Annotated in this window: 18 protein-coding genes; 11 read left to right on the top strand and 7 right to left on the bottom strand. The window is 39.3% G+C overall.

Annotation, left to right across the window (positions count from 1 at the left end; translation table 11 throughout):
- Position 1: 1 nt before the first annotated feature.
- The 4 genes from ACRZ9O_RS03710 to ACRZ9O_RS03725 are packed head-to-tail and all read left to right on the top strand — an operon-like array spanning position 2 to position 4,764.
- Positions 2-2,998 (top strand): PVC-type heme-binding CxxCH protein, encoded by a 2,997-nt coding sequence (locus tag ACRZ9O_RS03710; RefSeq protein ID WP_459456481.1) that lies wholly within the window; start codon positions 2-4, stop codon positions 2,996-2,998.
- A gap of 1 nt (position 2,999) precedes the next feature.
- Entirely contained in the window at positions 3,000-3,893 is an 894-nt protein-coding gene (locus ACRZ9O_RS03715; RefSeq protein ID WP_459456483.1) for a hydroxypyruvate isomerase family protein, read from the top strand.
- 53 nt (positions 3,894-3,946) lie between these two features.
- A complete protein-coding gene (locus ACRZ9O_RS03720; protein ID WP_395616817.1) occupies positions 3,947-4,240 on the top strand; it encodes an autorepressor SdpR family transcription factor in 294 nt (97 codons plus the stop codon).
- Positions 4,241-4,251: 11 nt separating this feature from the next.
- On the top strand, positions 4,252-4,764 hold the full coding sequence (locus tag ACRZ9O_RS03725) for a hypothetical protein (RefSeq protein ID WP_459456485.1): 513 nt from the start codon (positions 4,252-4,254) through the stop codon (positions 4,762-4,764).
- On the opposite strand, the gene ACRZ9O_RS03730 is transcribed toward ACRZ9O_RS03725, so the two are convergent.
- The 3 genes from ACRZ9O_RS03730 to ACRZ9O_RS03740 are packed head-to-tail and all read right to left on the bottom strand — an operon-like array spanning position 4,765 to position 7,547.
- Complete coding sequence (locus ACRZ9O_RS03730; protein ID WP_459456487.1) at positions 4,765-6,024, bottom strand: MFS transporter; 1,260 nt, start codon at positions 6,022-6,024, stop codon at positions 4,765-4,767. It abuts the gene before it with no gap.
- A complete protein-coding gene (locus ACRZ9O_RS03735; protein ID WP_459456489.1) occupies positions 6,005-6,748 on the bottom strand; it encodes a hypothetical protein in 744 nt (247 codons plus the stop codon). Before ACRZ9O_RS03735 ends, ACRZ9O_RS03730 begins: the two co-directional genes overlap by 20 nt.
- Positions 6,735-7,547: an MOSC domain-containing protein gene (locus ACRZ9O_RS03740; protein WP_459456490.1), complete on the bottom strand. Its 813-nt coding sequence runs from the start codon at positions 7,545-7,547 to the stop codon at positions 6,735-6,737. Before ACRZ9O_RS03740 ends, ACRZ9O_RS03735 begins: the two co-directional genes overlap by 14 nt.
- A 116-nt stretch (positions 7,548-7,663) precedes the next feature.
- On the opposite strand from ACRZ9O_RS03740, the gene ACRZ9O_RS03745 reads away from it, so the two are divergent.
- Positions 7,664-8,971: a TolC family protein gene (locus ACRZ9O_RS03745; RefSeq protein WP_459456492.1), complete on the top strand. Its 1,308-nt coding sequence runs from the start codon at positions 7,664-7,666 to the stop codon at positions 8,969-8,971.
- Here ACRZ9O_RS03745 and ACRZ9O_RS03750 read toward each other — a convergent pair.
- Positions 8,942-10,744 carry an ABC transporter ATP-binding protein gene (locus tag ACRZ9O_RS03750; RefSeq protein WP_459456494.1) on the bottom strand — a complete coding sequence of 601 codons (1,803 nt, stop codon included), beginning with the start codon at positions 10,742-10,744 and terminating at the stop codon, positions 8,942-8,944. The genes ACRZ9O_RS03745 and ACRZ9O_RS03750 overlap by 30 nt on opposite strands.
- Before the next feature lie 88 nt (positions 10,745-10,832).
- Here ACRZ9O_RS03750 and nusB point away from each other — a divergent pair, with 88 nt between their 5' ends.
- Genes nusB through ACRZ9O_RS03780 form a run of 6 tightly spaced genes read left to right on the top strand, consistent with a single transcriptional unit; the run spans position 10,833 to position 16,332 of the window.
- Positions 10,833-11,996, top strand: coding sequence for a transcription antitermination factor NusB (nusB, locus tag ACRZ9O_RS03755; RefSeq protein ID WP_459456496.1), 1,164 nt, complete (start codon positions 10,833-10,835; stop codon positions 11,994-11,996).
- Between the two features lies 1 nt (position 11,997).
- Positions 11,998-12,294 carry a YtxH domain-containing protein gene (locus ACRZ9O_RS03760; protein ID WP_459456498.1) on the top strand — a complete coding sequence of 99 codons (297 nt, stop codon included), beginning with the start codon at positions 11,998-12,000 and terminating at the stop codon, positions 12,292-12,294.
- A 1-nt stretch (position 12,295) separates the two neighbouring features.
- Positions 12,296-12,736 carry a DUF1573 domain-containing protein gene (locus tag ACRZ9O_RS03765; RefSeq protein ID WP_459456500.1) on the top strand — a complete coding sequence of 147 codons (441 nt, stop codon included), beginning with the start codon at positions 12,296-12,298 and terminating at the stop codon, positions 12,734-12,736.
- A gap of 4 nt (positions 12,737-12,740) precedes the next feature.
- Positions 12,741-13,040: a preprotein translocase subunit YajC gene (gene yajC, locus ACRZ9O_RS03770; RefSeq protein WP_459456502.1), complete on the top strand. Its 300-nt coding sequence runs from the start codon at positions 12,741-12,743 to the stop codon at positions 13,038-13,040.
- Between the two features lie 4 nt (positions 13,041-13,044).
- Complete coding sequence (gene coaE, locus ACRZ9O_RS03775) at positions 13,045-14,460, top strand: dephospho-CoA kinase (RefSeq protein WP_459456504.1); 1,416 nt, start codon at positions 13,045-13,047, stop codon at positions 14,458-14,460.
- Positions 14,461-14,499: 39 nt separating this feature from the next.
- A complete protein-coding gene (locus ACRZ9O_RS03780) occupies positions 14,500-16,332 on the top strand; it encodes a DNA polymerase III subunit gamma/tau (protein WP_459456506.1) in 1,833 nt (610 codons plus the stop codon).
- Here ACRZ9O_RS03780 and ACRZ9O_RS03785 read toward each other — a convergent pair.
- The 3 genes from ACRZ9O_RS03785 to ACRZ9O_RS03795 all read right to left on the bottom strand — a co-directional run bounded on the left by ACRZ9O_RS03785 (position 16,329) and on the right by ACRZ9O_RS03795 (position 22,246).
- On the bottom strand, positions 16,329-17,576 hold the full coding sequence (locus ACRZ9O_RS03785) for a glutamate-5-semialdehyde dehydrogenase (protein WP_459456507.1): 1,248 nt from the start codon (positions 17,574-17,576) through the stop codon (positions 16,329-16,331). The genes ACRZ9O_RS03780 and ACRZ9O_RS03785 overlap by 4 nt on opposite strands.
- Positions 17,576-19,153: a CotH kinase family protein gene (locus tag ACRZ9O_RS03790; RefSeq protein WP_459456509.1), complete on the bottom strand. Its 1,578-nt coding sequence runs from the start codon at positions 19,151-19,153 to the stop codon at positions 17,576-17,578. The genes ACRZ9O_RS03785 and ACRZ9O_RS03790 overlap by 1 nt, the downstream gene beginning before the upstream one ends.
- Positions 19,154-19,225: 72 nt before the next feature.
- On the bottom strand, positions 19,226-22,246 hold the full coding sequence (locus ACRZ9O_RS03795; protein ID WP_459456511.1) for a TolB-like translocation protein: 3,021 nt from the start codon (positions 22,244-22,246) through the stop codon (positions 19,226-19,228).
- Between the last annotated feature and the right edge of the window lie 18 nt (positions 22,247-22,264).

The following is a 22,264-nucleotide window of genomic DNA, read 5'->3' on the forward strand; positions in this document are numbered from 1 at the left end:
TATGAAAATTAGTAAAAACGCACCGCTCCTACTGCTAGGTGGGATAATTAGCCTTGTTAGCTTAGGTATTCCTAAGGTGACTCAGCTAAAAAAAATCGCTGCTGATTCAGTTCAAACAAAGGTTTCAACTCTACAAGTCCCTGTTGGCTTAGAATTGAAGCTATTCGCAGCTGAACCGATGCTAATTAATCCCACTAATATTGATGTGGATTCGAAAGGTCGCGTTTGGGTATTAGAAGCTTATAATTACCGTCCTGGAATTAATGGAAATCCGACGAATCCTCAAGGGGATCGAATCTTAATTTTAGAAGATACGGATGGAGATGGACAGGCTGATTCACGGAAAATTTTCTACCAATCCCCAGAAATAAATTCTCCACTGGGCATCGCTGTATTAGATTCGATGGTCATTGTTTCACAAAGTCCGTACATCTGGAAAATGTTTGATGATAACAGGGATGGAAAAGCGGACCGAAAAGAAGTGATGTTTTCCGGAATTTGCGGGGAGCAACATGATCATGGGGCGCATGCGTTTACTTTCGGGCCAGACGGAAAACTGTATTTTAATATTGGAAATGAAGGCAAGCAGCTTTTAGATGGAAAAGGAAATCCTGTTTTGGATCAAGACGGTGATCCCATTGGGCCTAAGAAATACCGCCAAGGTATGGTTTTTCGATGTAATCTAGATGGAAGCCAAGTCGAGGTTTTAGGTCATAATTTTAGAAATAATTTTGAGGTGGCTGTGGATTCTTATGGGGGGCTTTGGCAATCAGATAACGATGATGATGGCAACAAAGGGGTTCGAATCAATGCCGTTTTCGAGCATGGAAACTACGGTTATGTAGATGAAATGACGGGAGAAGGCTGGTCTGTAAATAGGACGAACATCGAAAAAGAGATTCCTTTACGTCACTGGCATTTAAATGACCCGGGCGTGGTACCTAATTTATTGCAAACCGGTGCAGGTTCACCTACCGGGATGATCATTTACGAAGGAAATTTATTGCCTTCTGTCTTCCAAAATCAAATGATTCATACCGATGCAGGTCCTAACATAGTTCGTTCTTATGCTACAAGCCCATGGGGTGCCGGTTATGAGGCAAGAATTAATAATTTAATCAGCTCACGTGATCAGTGGTTTAGACCCGCTGATGTGGCTACCGCACCCGATGGTTCACTTTTTATTGCAGATTGGTACGATCCAGGCGTAGGTGGACATCAAGCAGGGGATCAGGCCAAAGGCCGCATCTATCGTATTGCCCCCAAAGGACACGTATACAAAACAGTGCCTATTGATCTCATCACGCCCGAATCAGCTCTAAGAGCACTCGAGAACCCTAATTTAGAAACACGTTTCCTTGCATTTCAAGCATTGCAAAAGATGGGAACCACGGCTGAAACGGTGTTAGAAAATGAATTTAATACGAATGAAAATCCCCGATTTAGAGCAAGAGCATTTTGGGTATTGAATAAGGGTTCCCGTTCGAATGAATTTATCCGAAAAGCTTTCGATAAAGCTAATCCAAACCTAAAAGCAATGGCCATCCGCGCCGCGAAGCAAAAGCCATTTACAGAATGGTCTGAACTCGCAGCAATAGCAGCAAAAGATCAACACCCATCAGTGAGGCGTGAATTAGCCATTGCATTGCGCCATCTTTCCGGAGATGAAGTGAATAAACTTTGGGCGAGTCTTGCGATGCGACATGGGGGTTTAGATCGATGGTATCTTGAAGCTTTAGGTATTGGGGCAGATGGAAATTGGGAGGAACGATTAGCGGCCTATTTTGAATTAAAACCAGAAAATTCGAAAGGGTATGCGCAGGTTATTTGGAGAGCTAGAACAGAAAAGGCACTTCCCGCATTGATTGAACTGATAGCTACTACAAAATCACCTGCCTATTTCCGTGCCTTAGATTTTATGCCAGGAGATCAGAAATCTGCAGCATTATTTGCACTCCTGACAGGTAAATTTTCGGACGACTTGGCAGCTCAATTAGAGGCTGTTCGCCACATAAAACCCATTTATTTTTCTACTAATCCAGAGGCCAAAACTGTACTTTCAAACTTATTGAAACAGATTGAAGGTAAACAATACCTCGAATTAGTGGATTACTACCAGTTAAAAGAAGAAGGATCCCGTGTTTTAGGGATGATTTTGGCAGGCACCGAAGCCTCGAAATCGGGTCAAGTACTCTATAATTTACCTGGCGGTTCAGAGTTAATTCGCACCAAATTCTTTACTGCTAAAGATATCGAACAGTTAGCCATCATCGAATCTTTACGCTACCAAGGTAAAAAAGAATCCGCTCAACTATTGTTTGAAGCAATGTCAAATACGAAGTTTAGCAAAAATGTTCAAATGCAGGCTGCACGAGTGATTGGCAATTCTTCATCTACAGAAGAGTTTGTTTTAGACCTACTAGAAAAGAAGAAAATATCTCCCGCCTATATTCCTTTAGTGGTGAGTAGTCTTCAAAAAGCTTGGAGAAAATCAACTAGATTAAAAGCTAATAGTTATTTAGACAAATATCAAAGTGATGCCAAGAAATCACATCCTCCACTGACAGAATTAGTCAAAATAACAGGAGATGCAGTGAAAGGCAAAATAGTGTTTACTAATTCCTGTGCTATGTGCCACCTGTTGAACAACGAAGGTGTAGAATTAGGGCCTAAATTAGATGAAGTTGGTTCTAAACTTTCAAAGGAAGGATTATATATGTCCATCTTACACCCGAATGCAGGGATTGGATTTGGTTATGAAACCTTTGAAATAAAGACAAAATCCGGAGATAGCTACTTGGGAATTATTTTATCAAAGAACGAAACCGATATTATGTTGCGCATACCAGGAGGTATGGTCAAAAGCTTTAAAACATCTGCCTTGAAATCCTACAAACAAGTACCGGAGTCTCTAATGCCCGAGGGTTTAGCGGATGGCATGAGCACCACAGAACTTGTTAATCTAATTGAATATTTATCCACTTTAAAGAAGAAATAAAATGAAACGTCGTGATTTTACTTCCCTTTTAGGAGCTAGTTTATTGATTCCTTCCTTTTCGAAAGGTGCTACACTAGCTCGCGAGAAACCATTTGAAATGAACTACGCGCCACATTTTGGAATGTTTAAAAACCATGCTGGACCTAACGAACTTGATCAACTACAGTTTATGTATGATCAAGGATTCACAGCCTTAGAAGACAATGAGTTAATGGGGAGACCGGTCGCATTACAAGAGAAAATTGGGGAGAAGTTAGCAAAGCTCAATATGAAAATGGGCGTTTTCGTTATCAAATTCGATGGATTTTTTGATAAACAAACGATGACCACCGGCAAAAAAGAATGGACTGATCTATTCCTCGATTCTTGCAGAAAAGCCGTTGAGACTTCCAAACGAGTAAATGCTAAATGGGCCACTGTGGTCCCAGGTAATTTCACAAGAGACCTTCCTATGGGAATCCAAACGGGAAATGTTATTGATAATCTAAAACGCGCTGCTGAAATCTTAGAACCTGCAGGATTAACCATGGTTTTGGAGCCTTTAAGCGACAATTCAGACTTATTTTTGCGATATTCAGATCAAACGTATAGCATTTGTCGGGCAGTAGACTCCCCTTCTTGCAAGATCCTGTTCGATATGTACCACATGCAAAGAAATGAGGGGAACCTAATTGCAAATATGGATAAATGCTGGAATGAAATAGCCTATTTGCAAATAGGAGATAATCCTGGCCGCAAAGAACCTACTACAGGTGAGGTCAATTACCAAAATATATTTAGACACGTAAAACAAAAAGGATTTACTGGCGTTTTAGGAATGGAACATGGAAATTCAAAGCCTGGAAAGGAAGGAGAATTAGCTTTAATTGAGGCATATCGTAAATCTGATCTATAAAAGCTTGTATTTATCATAATTAATTTAGACATTCGCTTAATTATCTAATTAAGATGGACGCAAAATTTAAAGCAATCAACGATCCCACGCGGAGAGAGATCTTGCAGTTCTTGGTTAATGGGCCACAAAATGCCGGCAAGATTGCTAGTCAGTTTGACATGAGCAAACCTAGCATTTCGCATCACTTGGATCTATTGAAGCAAGCAAATTTGATCCAAGCCGTTAAAAAAGGGCAATTTATCGAATACAAACTAGATAAAACTGGATTTGAAACCATTCATGCGTGGTTCCAATCCTTCTCTAAGTATTTTGAATTCCCTAAGCCTAAAATTAGAATCGAAATTTAATCTGTTTTATTATGTCTATTCAACTGCCCAGCACATTTCAATTCATACAGAAACACTTACCGGCTAACACAAAAGGCCTTGGTATAACCACTTTGTCTAAACGTAATTTCTTCCAGTCCATTGGTGATTTTTTTGCGGAGAAATCTGGCAAAAAACGCGTTTCCTATGTGGCTATAGCAGACTCATCGATCACTCAATTGCATTTTCAAGGAGACGATTTGATCGCAGAAAACACGATAGAATTAAGTCAATTAGATCATTTTTATGTTTCTGAAGGCCAAACACCTGATGGAATTATCCACCATTTATCATGTGATGCGACGGTGATTATTTCTGAAAAGAAGATGGAAGATTACCATGTAAAAATTCTTCCATGCTTGTTAGGCGAAAATGCCAGCAATGTGCAAGCCATCCAAAGCATTCAATGGGCTCAAGAGTCGAAGAAAGCTATCACGGAAATACTTAAAACTTGGCCGGAACAAATTGCTAAGAACAAAGCAAAAATAGCAAACGAGAACGCTTAGTTATTCAGATACTTTTTGGTCGACATTAAGGTCAAATAATTCTGTAGAGGTAAGGGCAACTAGACTTACTAACACTAAAGTTACTCCCGCGCCTATCAGAACGGAAGGCACAGTACCAAATAACTTCGCGGCTACACCTGACTCAAAAGCACCCAATTCATTTGATGTGCTAACAAAAACCCCATTTACAGAAGAAACTCGTCCTCGCATCTCATCAGGCGTATAGAAACGCAAAACCGTTTGACGAATAACGACGGAGATAGAGTCAAAAGCTCCCGTAAAAAACAAGGCCGTCACAGAAAGCCAAAAATTAGTTGATACCCCAAAGACCAGAGTGGCTAAGCCAAAACCGGCAATGGCTAAAATCAAGTTTCTCCAAGCATGTTTCAGCGGAGGAAAATAAACCAATGTAACCATCGTCACCACGGCTCCCACCGAAGGAGCTGCTCTCAAAATACCTAAACCTTCCGCACCTACCTTCAAGATGTCCTCAGCAAAAATGGGTAAAATAGCAATAACACCCCCAAAAAGCACAGAGAAAAGATCTAAAGAAATCGAATATAAGATGATTTTAGTCTTAAATACATAGGCAATCCCCTCTCTCAAACTATGCCATATCGATTCATGATGAACCGTTTTCTCTGGCACGGGACGACTATCTATTTGGAAAATACAGACCATGACCCCTAATAGCAACAAAATCACGGTCAGTAAAGACCCTGATAAACCTGCATAGGCATATAAAAAACCTGCTACACCTGGGCCTAAAATAGATCCTAATTGCCAAAACGAACTATTCCATGTCGCTGCATTTGCAAAAACCTCTTTAGGGACTAAAAAAGGGTTTAATGAGGAAGCCGCTGGACTGAAAAAACCTTTGGAAAGACCAATAATAAAAATAACCGCATAGATCGAATAGATATGGAAATCCTGATCTGCTGATTGAAGTTGCGTACTCGAATATAATAAGAAGATAGAGGACGCAATAATCAGGGATAGCGTCACCTGCATGATCTTTTTCTTATCCCGATTGTCCGCAAAATGACCACCAAATAACACCAAAGAGATAAAAGGAACAGCTTCCGCTAACCCAATTAATCCCAACGCTAATGGGTTGTGTGTTATCTTATATATTTCATACGCCAAGACCACCTCTTGAATCAACAAAGCAATCGTAAAAAGCGTATTTCCCGTCACATAAGCGCGAAACTCCGGAAATTGCAAGGCTTTATAAGCGTCTTTATGCTGAAAAAATCCCATGAAATAGATAAATAAGTGGACTCCAAAATGCCAATTCCCCCCAGAAGCGCTTCCTCTCGGAAATAGTTGAACGCGACAGTAGGAATGTTAGCCCAAATGTAACCAAAAAAGGTAAGACGATAAAAAGATCCTTAGTCCCAGCATAGATCCCACTCAATAGCCCGATTAGGATCCACTCTGTTTTTTTTAATCGATCCCGGTAAAAACTAGATTCCTCCTCTATAAGATTAAAAAAACATAAATTTTGATAGGCTAATCCGATTAAAGGCAAGAGGAAGAATACAGCAGAAGGTTCACGGACCCAAACCACCAAACCAACCCCTAAACTGTATAAAATGGCTGTAAATAGTTCTTTTTCTGAACGCAAAATACCTTTGTGCCAGGCAAATCCATAAGCTAACAACAGAAATGCCAGCAGAAAACCAGCAAGCAAAATTTCGATCTTTAAAAATGGCAACAAGCAACTAATAAGAAACCCCAACGTGGCGATTATAATCCAGATGAGCCTTCTGTAATCTGCATGCATTTGATGGCGAACATCTTGAATGGGTTGAAATAAGTTATCAATCTGTCGATCCAATAAATAGACAAACCAGACAACCAAAGCTAGAATGGAGACTTCAAGAAAACTAGGAGAGGCGTGTAAACAAATGTCATAGAGGAAATACTGGTATAAAACAGCACCTATAACCACTTCCAAGGACAAATTTTTAATAAATGGCATCTTGCGAACGAATGATTTGAACCTCCATTCCCACGTGAATTTCGCCTATTGAAATAGGTACAAATTGCTGTCCGAAATAAACCTTTTGATTCATTGTTCTAAAGGATGCTAAGGTTTTCAAGGTTTTCTTATCTGATTCACCCGAAGTAGGATCTACATTTACTAATGAGCACCGAGCACAGGGTTTGGCACCAAAAAGAGAAACCTCTCCTATCTTAATTTCAGACCAGGTATCTTCCTCGAAAGGCACTGTTGCAGAAACGACAATATTAGGTCTAAATCGTAGTCGATCTACAGGTCCCTGAAGCTTATGCTCTAAAGCGATATAAGAGCCAGTAGTAACTACTAATAAAGGCAATGAATCTGCAAATGAGGTGTTTTTCGCTATTCCAGTTTGGTATTTTGCCTTCATCTCACGAGGTTTTTCCTTCGTAATCCGAACTAACTTCACCTGTTGAGCTAAGGCTTCCGAAAACCAAAGCGACCACCCATCCATCACTTCTCTAGCCTGCAATTGATCATCCCAAATCTCGACGGAGATATATTCTCCTACGACTGGTTCTAAATGCAATACTTTTTCCAAGCCTGTTACTGCATCTTTCACTAAATAACCATTCATTGACTCAGTTAAAGTGAATCTGGTTAGCTCAGGCCGGGTACGTTGTGTAATAAATTTACCTTCTTTATCTACTAACATAAAGCGGCGATCACCACGTAATCCCTCCTTCTCCATGATGGCTTTCGAGACAGAAACTGCCCCTAATGACTTGATTGGATAGATATATAGATGTGTGACCATTAAACAAATGTATTACATTCTATGGAAAAAGCCTTATGGGTGCTTGTAGGCTTTTGACTTCCTAATGTGGCATGATTTTGTTAAGTTTGTTTTATTGATTGATTTAACCTATTTCTATGAAACCATTTCGCTTAGCCTTCTTCGTTCTTTTGTGTCCCATTGCGGCACAAGCACAACAAATGTTGACCTTAGAAGAGGCGATCCAACAAGGGATAACGAAGCAATATTCTATTCAAATTTCAAGACAAAGGGAGCGTATCGCGGCGAATGAAAATACACTTGGCAATGCCGGGTTTCTTCCGACCATCACCGGTACTGCTTCTAAAAATTATACGGTCTCTGGACTTGATCAATCTTTTTTTGGTGGAGTTCGCCCTCCATTAGTTCAATCAGGGGTTAATTCAAATTCTAGCAATGCGGGCTTAGCGATGGCTTGGACTTTATATGATGGCCAAGGCATGTTCGTTTTACGTGATCGATTTAAAGAATTACAAAACTTGGGTGCTAAGCAAACAGAGTCCAATATCGAGAATTTAATTGCCTTAATTTCAACCACTTATTATGATATCATTCGTCAAAACCTGAGAGTGAACAACTTCAAAAAAGGACTTGAAATTTCGAATGACCGCCTTAAATTAGCGAAAGACCGGTACGAAGTAGGTCAAGGGTCTAAAGTGGATTATTACTCAGCTCAAGTCGATTACAATGAGGATAAGGCACTATTAATAGCCCAAGAGCAATCCTTCACAAACACTAAAATTGGCTTTAATACCCTTTTAATTAAAGATTACAAGGCTGATTTTCAAATAAATACGATGATTGATTTAATGCCTAAACTAGCGTTAAATGAGCTTAAAGTGAGTGCTTTGTCCCAAAACCCTGCGCTCATCTCTGCCATTTTGACGAAAAAAATCAATGATTTGGATACCAAAAATTTACAGAGCCAACAGAAACCTCAAATCGATTTATTAGCCGGATACAACTTAAACAGTGTAACAAATGGCGCTGGTTTTGGGGTAGAAAAAGGAAGTAGTGATGTTTTTAATTATGGCTTAAGAGCAACCTTCAACATCTTTGATGGATATAACCAGAAAAGAAGAATACAAAACGCAAAAATCAATGCAGAAATTGCGTCACTACAGATTGAGGACTTGAAAAATAATCTTTTATCCTTGCTGGAAAGAACCTACATTACCTATGAAAATGCCTTGAATTTAATTCAGCTTGAAACAGAGAATTATGCCATCGCAAAACAAAATATCGACATTGCATTTGATCGCTTTAAAGTAGGTATCGCTACTTCTTATGAATTAAGAGAGGTTCAACGTAATGCTGTGGCGGCTGAGACTCGTTTAATTGAAGCTAAATTTGCTGCAAAATCAGCTGAGATAGAATTAATTCGATTGAGCGGAAATTTGATGTAATTCTTCGTTCAACTGCTGTTGGTAAAGATCAAAATAAAGCGTTTTACGCTCCAACAGAAACTCGTGTGATCCGCTCTCCATTATTGATCCATCAGAAAGCACAAAGATTCGATTCGCTAAACGCGCAGATGAAACGCGGTGTGAGATAATCAGGGACGATTTCCCTACCGTTAGCTGTTTTAAATTTTCCAAAATCGTATGTTCTGTATGTGTATCTACGGCTGATAAACAATCGTCTAAAATGAGCATCTTCGGATTTTTAGCTAAAGCACGTGCAATCGACACGCGTTGTTTTTGACCACCTGAAAGCGTAATTCCCCTCTCGCCTAGAATCGTTTCAAACTGATCAGGAAACTCCATGATATTATCATACACATCTGCTTGCTTCGCTGCAATCTCTATAGATTCTTGTGTTAAAGAATCATTACCAAACCGAATATTATCCGAAATACTGGTCGAAAATAAAAATACATCCTGCGGGACAAAACCCACAAAAGAACGCACCCACGCCATATCCCACTCTTTTAAAGAAATACCATCCAAGAAAATCTCCCCCGAGCTAGGGTCATAAAAACGAGCCATCAATAAAGCAACTGTCGATTTACCTGAACCCGTTTGACCTAAAAGAGCCACTGACTCCCCTGCTGCAATTGTCATGTTCACCTTATCTAATACGAAGCGATCAGAACCCGGATAAGCAAAGCAAACGTCTTTAAATTCCCAATTACCGATGATTTCCTGGCGAATTTGCTGGCCAGTGGTTAATTCAGATTTGGCCTCCAAAAACTCATTGATCCGCTTTTGCGAAGCTGCCGCCCGTTGAATCTGCGAGCTAGTCCAGCCCAAAGCAGTCACCGGCCAAGTCAACATAAATACATACATAATGAACTCCGTGATATTACCCACGGTCATTCGACCCGCGATCACTTCCTGTGATCCAATGTACACAACTAGAATAGTCGAAAAACCAACCAACAAAGCGATCAAGGGAGTAAAGAGCGAATCAACCTTCACTAAACCAAGTGATTTAGCCCGGTAGGCAGATGAAGCATCTGTAAAGGATTGCAGCGATTTTTTCTCTCGAACAAAAGACTTTAACACCCGAATCCCTGAAAAAGCTTCTTGAGCAAAAGTAGAAATCTGGGATAGTGCCGCTTGAATTTCCTCTGATTTACGAATAATAAGTGAATTGACGTAGTATATGCTCAACGACAAAACAGGTAAAGGCATCAACACATACCACATCAATTTCTGGTTCACCTGCCACATGGAATAGATTACGAGAATAAAAACCGTAATCAAATTCAAACCATACATCATGCTAGGGCCCACATACATACGTACTTTTCCTACATCCTCCGAAATACGCGCCATCAAATCACCCGTATTTTGTTGGCGATAGAAGGATAAAGGCAAAGTTTGGTAATGGGTATAAATCTCATTTTTTAACTCGAACTCGATGTGACGGGACATCACAATGAGGGTTTGGCGAACTAAAAAGAGGAAAACACCTTTTAAAATGGCCATCAAGATAATGAGTCCACCGTAGAAAAATAGGGTGAAACCGAAGATTTCGTAGAAGGCTTTTTGGAGACTAAAACCTTTAAAAAGAAAATAGATATTAATCGTTTCAGTCACTAAGTCGAGCGCATAGCGCACTAATTGCGCGGGAAATACACCGAAAAAATTAGAAAAAAGCGTAAAAATAATCCCTAGCAGCAAAAGCCATTTGTACTTCCAAAAATACTGATTGATATGACTAAGCGCGCCCATGTGTAGATTAATTGCCCACAAAGATAGGACCTTTATCAATTAAAATTCTTAATTTTGGGATTCAAAACAAGACGCTCTTTTATTTCGGATGGTTAACAGGAGATTACTACGTGTCAAAGCATTTCAGCAATTGTATGCTTTCTATACACAAGAACGTGCCCAATATCAATTAGCTTTTGATGGTTTATCTACCATTTTTCAGCCTGATTTATCCTTAATGGTATCAAAAGAGGACCAAACACCTCGTTTAGAAGGCCTACGACAACTAGCCGAAATTCAATTAAAAGAGTTTTTCCAAGAAATAACTTCAGAAGAAACAATTCCAGATGAAGCGCAACAAGCAGCTCAATCTGTCTATCATCAATACCAAGCAAACGTAAAGCAAATAGCTAAAAAGCTGAAACACGATATGGTGTTAGAGGTGGAAGCTATCAACAAGCAATACCTTAAAATTCTATATTACTTGCAGCAATTGCCTTTAATTGCACTTTGGGATGAAAATAGACGCTTGTTAGAAAACAATACAAAGACCTCTTTGCTGGCTAAAAATAAGGTATTATATATTTTGTCAAAATGGAGCGATTTGCAACGGGCCTTCGACAAAAACCACATTGGCTGGTCGGAAGAGGATGAAAATTTAATCAAGAAATTATTTATTGAGAACATCTTGACGGATGAAACCTTCTTAACTTACCTTCCTACAGCGGGCAAGAAGTTTGAGGATGATTTAGCTTTCGTCGTTTACGTGTTGAAAAATTTCCTTTTAAAACACGAGTCGATGACAGAATATTTTGAGGAAAAAGATTTAAATTGGTCTTTGAATAAGGATGTGGTAAAGAGTATGGCGAACAAGACCTTCAAGATAGAGGCTTTGGAAGACCTAAGTTTACAACCTCTCGCCATCCAATGGGAAGACGACAAGTTATTCTTTGAAGAATTATTTGATTACAGTGTCTCAGAAGACAAGCAATTAAGTGCCTGGATAGGGGACCAAACGAAAAACTGGGAATCTGATCGCCTTGCGGTAGCAGATTTTATCATTCTGAAAATGGCCTTGGCCGAGATGGTGAAATTCTCAAGTATTCCAGTTAAAGTAAGTATAAATGAGTATATCGAACTAGCAAAAAACTATTCGACACCTAAGTCTAGCCAGTTTATTAATGGTATTTTAGACGTAGTTTCGAATCGCTTAGTTCACGAAAAAGTGATTACAAAATCAGGTCGAGGATTAATCGACATAGCTAACAAATAAAATGAGCAAATCATCTAGATCTTTTTGGGCCTTTGTTGTGGGCGCAGCAGCAGGAGCGGTCATCGGTATTTTATACGCTCCCGATAAAGGAGAGAATACCCGCAGTAAATTGTATTTTCAATTGAACAAATACCGTGATCAATTAAAGCAATTAATCAATGATATCGTTGATGGTAAAGAGGTAATCGAAACCACCGCAAAATCAGAAGGCAAAAAAGTAGTTCAGGATGCAAAAATCAAAGCAGAGAAATTGCTAGAAGATGTGGAAAAAATGATGACTCAGATTAAGGCCAAATAAGATGCGTTCTACCCTCCTATTCTTCTGTTTGCTCGGGATTCTATCCTGCAAAAACAAACCAAAAGAGGCGGATAATGCCACAGAAAATTCCATACCTGCAACTTTAAAACCGACTGCAGAAAAACACCCCATTTTTTATTTAGAAGACTCCCATGTTTCCATAGGTCGCATAACAGAGGGAGATAGTATTTTTCATACCTATAATTTTAAGAATACAGGAAATTTACCTTTGAAAATTATCACAGTAAATGCATCTTGCGGATGTACCACGCCTAAATGGAGTAACGAATTAATTCAACCAGGAAAAAAAGGATTCATTCGCGTAAAATTTGATTCAAAAGGTAAAGTAGGGAAATTAAAAAAATCAATTACCGCTTACTGTAATACGCTTCCAGCGGAGAACAGAATGGGCTTTAAAGTAGAAGTATTACCTAAAAAATAAACAGATGTTATTATTACAAGCACAGAGTCCAGCCTACATGCAAATTGTCCTTTTCGGAGGTATTTTTGTCGTATTTTATTTCTTTATGATTCGTCCGCAACAAAAGAAGGCGAAAGAGGCTAAGAAATTCATTGAGGAATTAAAGACAGGAGATAAAGTAGTGACCATAGGTGGCGCACACGGTACTGTCGTAACAATCCGTGAAAAAACGATCGTAGTCGAAGTAGATTCAAGCAAAGGGGTTCGTATGGTTTTCGAGAAAACAGCGATCTCTAAGGATGCTTCCTCTCGCTTAGAAGAGTAATTCAATGCAAACTAGCCTGAAACCTTTCATCGGAATTACAGGCGGAATAGGATCCGGTAAATCAACTATTTGCCGGATTTTTTCGTGTCTAGGAATTCCTGTTTTCGAAGCGGATAAAATTGCTCGTGAAATTTGCGATAATGATGCATCGGTAAAAGAAGCCATCATCGCTGAATTTGGCCCTAAAGCCTATCTTCCGGACGGTTCTTATAATCGAGCTTGGATAAAAGGTTTGTTACAGAAATACCCCGGTGACGTCGCTCACCTCAATGCCATTATTCATCCCGCTGTTCGATCTAAAGCGGCAGAATGGATGTTGAACGCCCCAGAAGCCCCTTTTTGTCTTTACGAATCCGCCCTCATCACACCGCGATCTAAGCCTGATCATTTAGACCAAATAATCACAGTAGATTGTCCTTTACCTGAGCGAATTCAAAGCGTCCAAAAAAGAAGTCGTATGAGTTACATGGAAACGATGCAAATAATTGATTTGCAACCTCAACCCAAAAATTACCTTTGGGGAGCTGATTTCATTATTCAAAACGGCAAGAACGATCGCGTAATTCCACAGGTTATGAATATCTTAAAAGCCTTTACCTGTTTTGTGCTTTTATTAGCGGGACCATCTGCATTAGCACAATTAAAGGCTATGACTTTCAATGTTCGTATGGATACCGAATCTGATGGCGTAAATCAATGGAAATACCGCGCGAAGCATTGCGGGGAATTAATTCGCTACCATGATGCCGATATTATTGGATTACAAGAGGCTTTCCTGCATCAAATTACAGATTTAGAAAAGGAATTGCCTGGGTATGGCTGGTTTGGCAAGGGACGCGATGATGGAAAAGCAGAGGGAGAATTCTCTGCATTGATGTACCGTAAATCAAAATTCAAACTCCTAAAAGAGAATACCTTTTGGTTGTCTGATTCCTGTGACAAAGTGGGTTTTGGCTGGGATGCCGCCTGCCGCCGCGTGGTTACCTGGGGGCAATTCCAAGAGATCAAAACAGGAAAGAAATTTTATGTTTTCAACACCCACTTCGATCATTTAGGCAAGGTGGCACGTAGAGAAAGTGCGAAGCTTGTTTTACGTAAAATCGCTGAAATCGCAGGTAAATCACCGGTGATATTGACGGGCGATTTTAATGCCACCCCTGAAGACGAACCTATTCAAATTCTAGTGGATACAAAAAATCCAGCGCATGTTACCGATGCGGAGAAGATCAGCAAAAATGGACACTACGGCCCATACAGCTCCTTTAATGGCTTTACTAAAGAACAAGAAGGCCGGCATATCGACTACATTTTTGTCAAAAATGGCCCCTCAGTAGTGCAGCACACCACTCATAGTGAGACCTGGGAAAACAAATATCCAACGGATCATTTTCCTGTGAGTGCTGTCATTAGAATCCCCTAATGCATTTGGGAATTATCCCTTAAAAAGGTAAATTTGATTATGGAAAATTTTATTGTTTCAGCACGTAAATACCGCCCTACCCTATTCGATTCAGTAGTAGGCCAAAGTCACATTACCACCACGCTAAAAAATGCAATTAAGTCAAATCACTTGGCTCAAGCATTTCTTTTTTGTGGCCCGAGGGGGGTTGGAAAAACGACATGCGCGCGTATTTTAGCGAAGACAATTAATTGCCAAGATTTGGGTGCAGATGGAGAAGCCTGTGGCAAATGTTCTTCCTGCCATTCCTTCCAAGAAAATACCTCCTTAACGATCCACGAATTAGATGCAGCTTCGAATAACTCTGTTGAAGATATTCGCAACCTGATCGATCAAGTTCGCTATCCTCCTCAAAACGGGAAATACAAAATCTACATCATCGATGAGGTGCATATGCTTTCGGCAGCTGCCTTTAATGCCTTTTTAAAGACCTTAGAAGAGCCGCCATCATACGCCATTTTCATCTTAGCGACAACAGAAAAACATAAAATACTACCTACGATTCTATCGCGTTGCCAAATCTTTGACTTCAACAGAATCCAATGGAAAGATATGGCGTCTCACCTTTCTTCCATCGCAGAAAAGGAAGGGATAAATGCAGAGCCAGCGGCATTAGAATTGATTTCCATTAAAGCCGACGGAGGTCTTCGCGACGCTCTATCCATGTTTGACTTAAATGTGACCTTCTCTACAGACAATTCGCTGAGACATGCGGCTGTATTGGAAAACTTGCACATACTTGATAGCGATTATTACTTCCAATTAACAGATTTCTTTGTGAATCAAAACCACACAGAAACACTCGTTTTATTAGACGAAATTATGCGCAAGGGTTTCGATGGTCAACAGTTTATTGCTGGCCTATCTGAGCATTTCCGCAATTTGTTATTTGCTAAAGATCCGAAGACACTTTCCTTGATGGAATTAAGCGAAGAGAATCGGAATAAATTTCAAGCACAGTCTGCGAAAACGTCTGCCTCCTTCCTATTATCTGCTATGAACCTCTGCTCTCAGTGCGAGATTCATTATAAAGCAGCGAAGAACGCGCGTTTACACGTCGAATTGACTCTTTTAAAAATCAATTACTTGCCGTCGGTTTACCAACCTACCGCATCTCAACCTGCGGTGGAGGGTGGCGCCGGAAAAAAGTCTGAGAGTAAACCGATAGCTACGGCTTCGGTTTCTGAGCCTGAGCTAGAGCCAGAAGTTAATTCTAGTAGCACAGAAGCCACTAATACAAGCACCACTAGCCATATCGAAGAGGCTAAGGTTGTTACAGATAGTACTGTGAAGACAAGTGGATTACCTACAACAGCGACTCCTGCACCCTCATCTGAGCCAGTAATAGAACCGCAAGCTATCCGACCTAGCAGTCACGGATTGCGCAGTGCCAAGAAAGTGGTCAGCTCAAATCAGTTAGAAAATGAAGCAGAAGCAGGCATGGCGGATAAAGTTCAACATGAACCGTTTACCTTCGAAGAGTTAAATTTTGTCTGGACTCAAATTGCTCAAGGTTTCAAAACAGGCAATTTCATTAACAAATTTGTGATGATGAATCGAGAAATTAGTCTCATCGATTCCGTCATACATTTGAAGGTGGAAAGTGAAGTCCAGGTGCAACAATTTAACGAGTCTTTGAAACTTGAATTAGTTTCTCAGCTACGAACAAAATTGAAGAATGATTCGATAGACTTAGTTTTAGATCTAATTGAAGGAGATATTTCAGATAAAAAATTGATTTATACACAGTCAGATAAATACGACTTCTTGTCGCAAAAACATCCTATTTTAGTCGAAATGAAGCAAAGAATGGGATTAGATCATGAATTTTAACGGATTTGGCCTTGACCAATTCCAATCCATTTTTCCGTTACTAATTTTTCCAAAGCAAAAGGACCCCTTGCGTGCAATTTTTGAGTAGAAATACCTATTTCGGCACCTAAGCTAAATTCTGCTCCATCCGTAAAGCGCGTTGAGGCATTCCAATACACAGCCGCTGCATCCACGGTAGATAGAAAAAACTTCGCTTCTGATTCATCACTTGAAACAATCGCTTCCGAATGCCGAGATGAATAAGTTGAAATATGATGAATAGCTTCAGGCAAATCTTCAACTACTTTAATTGAACAGGCAAAATCCAAAAATTCACGCCCGAAATCAGATTCTGTTGCTTTTTCTAAGAAAGGATATCCCACTTCCGTAAGGGTATTGTAAGCCGAAATGTCGGCGTAGATCTTCACTGAGTATTGTTGTAATGGAGCTGCTAACAATCTGAGAAATTCCGCCGCTATCGACTGATGCAAAACGACGGTATCTAATGAATTGCAGACAGATGGGCGAGAGACTTTGGCATTCACTACAATGGCTACAGCCATCGCAAGATCTGCTGATGCTCCCACATAAGTATGGCATACACCTGCTCCGGTTTCTATCGTAGGCACTAAGGATTCCTTGCGCACCCGCTGAATCAAAGCTTCCGATCCACGGGGAATAATCACATCAATATACTTGACCGCCGTCAAAAGTGTCGTCACATGCGCACGATCCGTGGGCATCAAATAGACTACATCCGTCGAAAATCCATGCTTTTCGAGTGCGTGATGTATCAATTTGACTAAAATCGTATTCGTGTGAAAGGCATCCGAACCGCCACGCAAAACAACAGCATTTCCGGAACGAATACAAAGCGCTGCTACATCAATGGTTACATTAGGACGAGACTCGAAGATCACTCCTACCACTCCGAGAGGTACGGTAATTTTAGACAATTCTAAACCATTCGGAAGCGTTTTCTCGGATAATACCTGACCCGATGGATCTGGCAATTGCATCACAGAAAGTACACTATCAGCTAAAGCAACTAATCGTTCATGTGTCAAAAGAAGGCGATCTCGCATCGGATGATCGCTTGCCATTTGGTCAACATCCTGTTGATTTTCTCTCAAAATTTCAGTCATATTCTCTTGAATCAACTCAGCTAGACTAGCTAACACCTTGTTACGCAAATCTCCACTTGAATTCGCAAGAGAAGAAGCGGCAAAACGAGTACGTTGAAATTGAACTAGAATGGATGACATTAACGTAAAATTTTGATTTGCTGCACTGCACCTTCATCCGTTTTCCAGGAAAATAAGTAAGTGCCGGCTGGATAAGAGGACAAATCCAACGATTGAATTTGATCACCAATACCAAAATTAGCGCTTTTAGGGGACATAATCATACGTCCCATTACATCAGAAATAAAATAGGTCACAAGGGAAGGTTTGTCTAGACTAAATTTCCATTGAAAAAATCCGGATGAAGACGGATTAGGAAACAGTATAGCGGACGCATTTTCTTCGCGAACGGCCAATATTGGACTATCAAAGATAGTCATTTGGGTATCTAACCAGGCTAGACGTCCCTGAATCCAATTTTTTAACCAGTTGACTTCATCGCTCAAGGTTGAACCTACATAATAATTAGGCCATATTTTCTTACCCATTAAAGGGAATTTTTGAAAATTTCTCGTAAGTGGATCTTTCAGTGCGACTTGTGCTGAATCAATCGTAGCATAAATAGATTTCGTAGTTAAAAAGGTCGACCTAACAGCCTTCCATCGAGTCGCAACAGCCTTTCGAAAACTGGCATCTTGGACTAATTTATTCCACCAAAAAGGAACTTGCCAATAATCATTCTTTCCATCTTCATTCTCCATGGCTCTGTATAAAAAACCATTTGTCATCCAACCATTTAAATAATCGGCATTCCCAAAAGCAATATTGAAATCCCACGCTGGACCCATCTTTATTTTCCCACCTAACGACTCTTTGTCTTTATATAGATAGGTACTTAACCTATATCCATCCACATTGCGAGTTACCTCATTTAAAATAAAGAAATTAACAAAGGAAGAGACGTCCATGAAATTACGAAAACTAGCTTTCGGATCATTCATATCCTCAGTCATCAGCTTTTGCTCCCAATTATTGATATAATTTTTTATATAATTTATCTGAGTCTGAGTAATGATTCCAAATTGAGGATATTCGATTTGGAATTCACATTTTTGAGTTTCGATAATTCCAGAGGTATAATTGCTTTTCCAGGTGGTAGAGGGCGAACCGCTTGATTTATCTATTTTAAGCAAATAACCGCCTGTTAAATCATCTCCTGTATTTTCAGTAGGATACAAATCTGAGATTGGGACCCGATTCTTGCCTTGCTTAACTTTTTCCATTAAGACATAAACCCCACGGTATTCATCATTAATAATGAGCTCAACGAATTTTGTATTACTGTTCAATAAGCCTAAACGATCAGCCAAATTCTGAGCTATAAAATCACGCATAAATGATCGGTCATTATAGGAAGCGTTTAATACCCAATCGGATTCTTCCGGCATTTGCACAAGCGACATTTTCTTCGCTTTCAAACCTGTCGAATCTGTCCACAACTCAATACCATAAGGTTTTTTAACTAAACCAGGTAAGAAATAAAAATCAGCCTGTGAGGTAGACCCTCGGTATTCAATTCCGGCAATTGAACTTAGAGTAGGTGTGTTAGACACTTGGTTAAGCTTGCCTGGACCATTATCAAAAACTTCGAAAACTATCGGAATCTTAGGTTCATCCTTGATGATCCGACTCTTTGTATTTATTCGAATGATTGGCAAATTCGATGTACTTAGACTTTGAGAAAAAAGAGTCCAAGGGATAAGTACTAGAAAAAATATTTTTTTGATCATTTAAAAATCATATCCTAATGTCAGATACGTTAGAGGAGACTTCACTTCTTTATTTTCAATTCCAAAGGCATAATCAAATTTAACAAAATAGCCAAAAAGAACAGCCCTCGCTCCAATTCCATACCCCACTAAAAATGGGTTTCTAAAATCAGTCACTGTGGCTATGAATGGGTTCGTTTTTCCGCCATAGACATTCGTATTAAATCCATTGGATTTCTCAAAAGGACTAGAACCTGTCCAGGCTGTACCAACATCCGTGAAACCGACAAGTTGAACCGAATTAAGTAAAGAGGAGGATTCTGAAGGCATGATAGACTTTACAGGAATTCTGATTTCTGCATTAAATAATAAATGGCTATTTCCACTTAATTTATTCAAAGCAAATCCACGTAATGGTGCGATGAAATTACTCATAAAAACCTCCCGCCTCGCAAGACCATCGAGTCCCAAGGGAGTTTCTTGCGTACGCACATCTTGTTTATTGAAAAACCAATTATCCATCCCTCCTAACATAGAGGCCTGTGTACGACTGCCCAATTGATGAGAAGAGGATAAACGAGTAGCTAAATAAAAAGTGTTAGAAAGTTTTTTATAATAGCGGGCATCAAATCCTATGCGAACAAATTCTCCTGACATAATCATATCCTTTTGAGCTTCAAGAGTTGCATTAATTCGATAACCAGTTCTGAGATTATCCCCTGATTGAACGGTATTATCAACTTCATAAGAAATTAAGGCACCTGCAAAACCTGAATATTCCTCTGGATTTGCTAGCGATATTTGATTAAAAAGTCGATTTGTTGAATATAAACCAGTCACAGATAATCGACTCAACAGACTAAATGGATAAGTGGCTGTTAAAGCGAATCGATTAAAACGAATTTTCTGCGAATCATTTTCTGTATCTTGACCTAATACCTTTCGATCATATCGAAATTTCCAATCTAATTTATTGGCTAGGTAAGCATATTCTCCCCAAATATCCGAATTAAGAAGATTAGCTGTAAGAAATGCTCCAGCCTTAAATAAATGATTCTCTAATAAATCATTTGCTTTGACCTCATAAGCATAGCCAATACCTCTTATAGGATCTGATTTAAATTGCCCTTCTGAACTATTAAAAACAAATGAATTTTGATAAGCAAAAGGACCTACCATCTTACCAGGCTCTCTTTTAAGTCGAATAGATAGTTGTCGATCCAATCTGGCTTTTCTAGCCTTTTTAGCTGCATCTGTCTCAAAGGAAGCGACTTCTTGCTCACTAACTGTTGTGGGATTTACCGTATTAATCTTAGGAATCCATTCAGAACCAAGGTATTCTTCAAGACTTGATTCGGAGTAGCGTTGAACGTTATCCGTTACAATATTTCTTTCTAGTGTATAAACACCTTTAGGTGTCCATTCGAAATTTTGCCAAGCAACTGTTCTAACTTTAGATTGTTTAAAGGAAGAATCAGCCATTTGATATCGAATTAACCTAGGTCCGCTTGCCTGATTATGCAAAAAATAAGCCACTGAATCTGACTGAAACTTAAAGTTAAATACCTTTCCAGAGGTTGAGAATAACCTAGTTGCATTTTCCGGATCCTCTGGATTCCAAACAAATAAAGAAGAAATGGGTGCAGGTGGCGAGGGCAATGAATCAATATACCGATCCGATATATAAACCACCCGGTTATCAGGCATCCAATGGGCCTCTGTTTCGTTATAAGCATCTTTAGTAAGTAGACTTAACTTATTTCGCTTCAAATCATAAATACCTATATCTACTTGACCTTTTTCTAAAACGCGAACAAGTGCTTTAGTACCATTTGAAGACACTTTCATATCTAAATAAGATAAATTCGCGATTTTAAGTTTAGGCTCTGAGGTATAACTCCCTGCTTTATTAACTTGGTAGGTCTTCATCCAAGTAAACCCTTGCTCGTTAAAAAGGACAGAAAGCCTATTATTTCCACTCCAGGAAATTAAAGGCCCTTTCCCATTAGAAGTACGATTTAAATCCTTTAAACCAGTTTGTTGGAGCAATTGAAGTTTATCCGTGGTTAAATTATGTAAAAAGACCTGATATCTGCCAGATTCATCTGTGACATAAGCCTCAAAAAGTCCGTCAGGACTTGCCTGAAAAGAGTTAATTTGATTCGATGGAGGTAAATAAAAAGAGGAAGGAAAAACTTTAGAAGTAGCGAATTCTAAATTTTTTGCATCATTCAAATAATACTCATACCATTCCTTTAGAAATTTAGAAAATGGTTTTCTAATCGTACTTGATAAGCTAGATTGTTCACTTCTAATAATCCGTGTTAAATTCAAGATATTACCAATTGACTGCTTGCCGTACGTATTTGCGATATATGACCAAATAGATTGTCCCAGCAACTCGGCCTCTACACCCGTAGCTAATTGTAGCCTTTTGATTTTATTTTCACTAATAATTTGATAGGTAAAACGTCGCATTTCAGGAGAATCCCCTGAAGCCAAGTAAGCAGACATCCCTAAGACAAACCAATCCGAAACATTTAATAATAAAGAGTTTTGCAGTACATCTTTTACACTACCTCCAAACAATAAATCCTGAAGATATACGCGTACAATTTGCTTCGTTATTTCCTGTTTAAAGGCCACTAAATTATCCTTAAAGGCCACTTCAATTCTGAATTTGGCTAAATTCTCCTCTGCCACATCAGCTGAATTAGCTAAGGAAATTCCACTATTACTTTGTAACCAGGTTTCATGATTTGGATACAAAAAAATCTTCACTTTTTGATAAGGCGAATAACTTAGGATCTCTGTAATTCGGTTATTATCTGATTCAAGATAGGTCAGCGTCGATTTAGCCAAGGCTTCATTTTTATCAAAATAATAAACCTCAAAATTTGAACTGCTGATGTAATTCCATTGGAAATTCTGGTATTGAATCCGGTGATTCTCCGGAATCCATTGCGATTCTTGTCCATATAGCTTGGTTAAGCCAAAAGACAAAAATAAGAGGACTGCGAAAAAGGAATTTAAATTACGCATTTAGCCAAAAGACTTTAA

The sequence above is a fragment of the Aquirufa sp. HETE-40SA genome, from assembly GCF_054558635.1.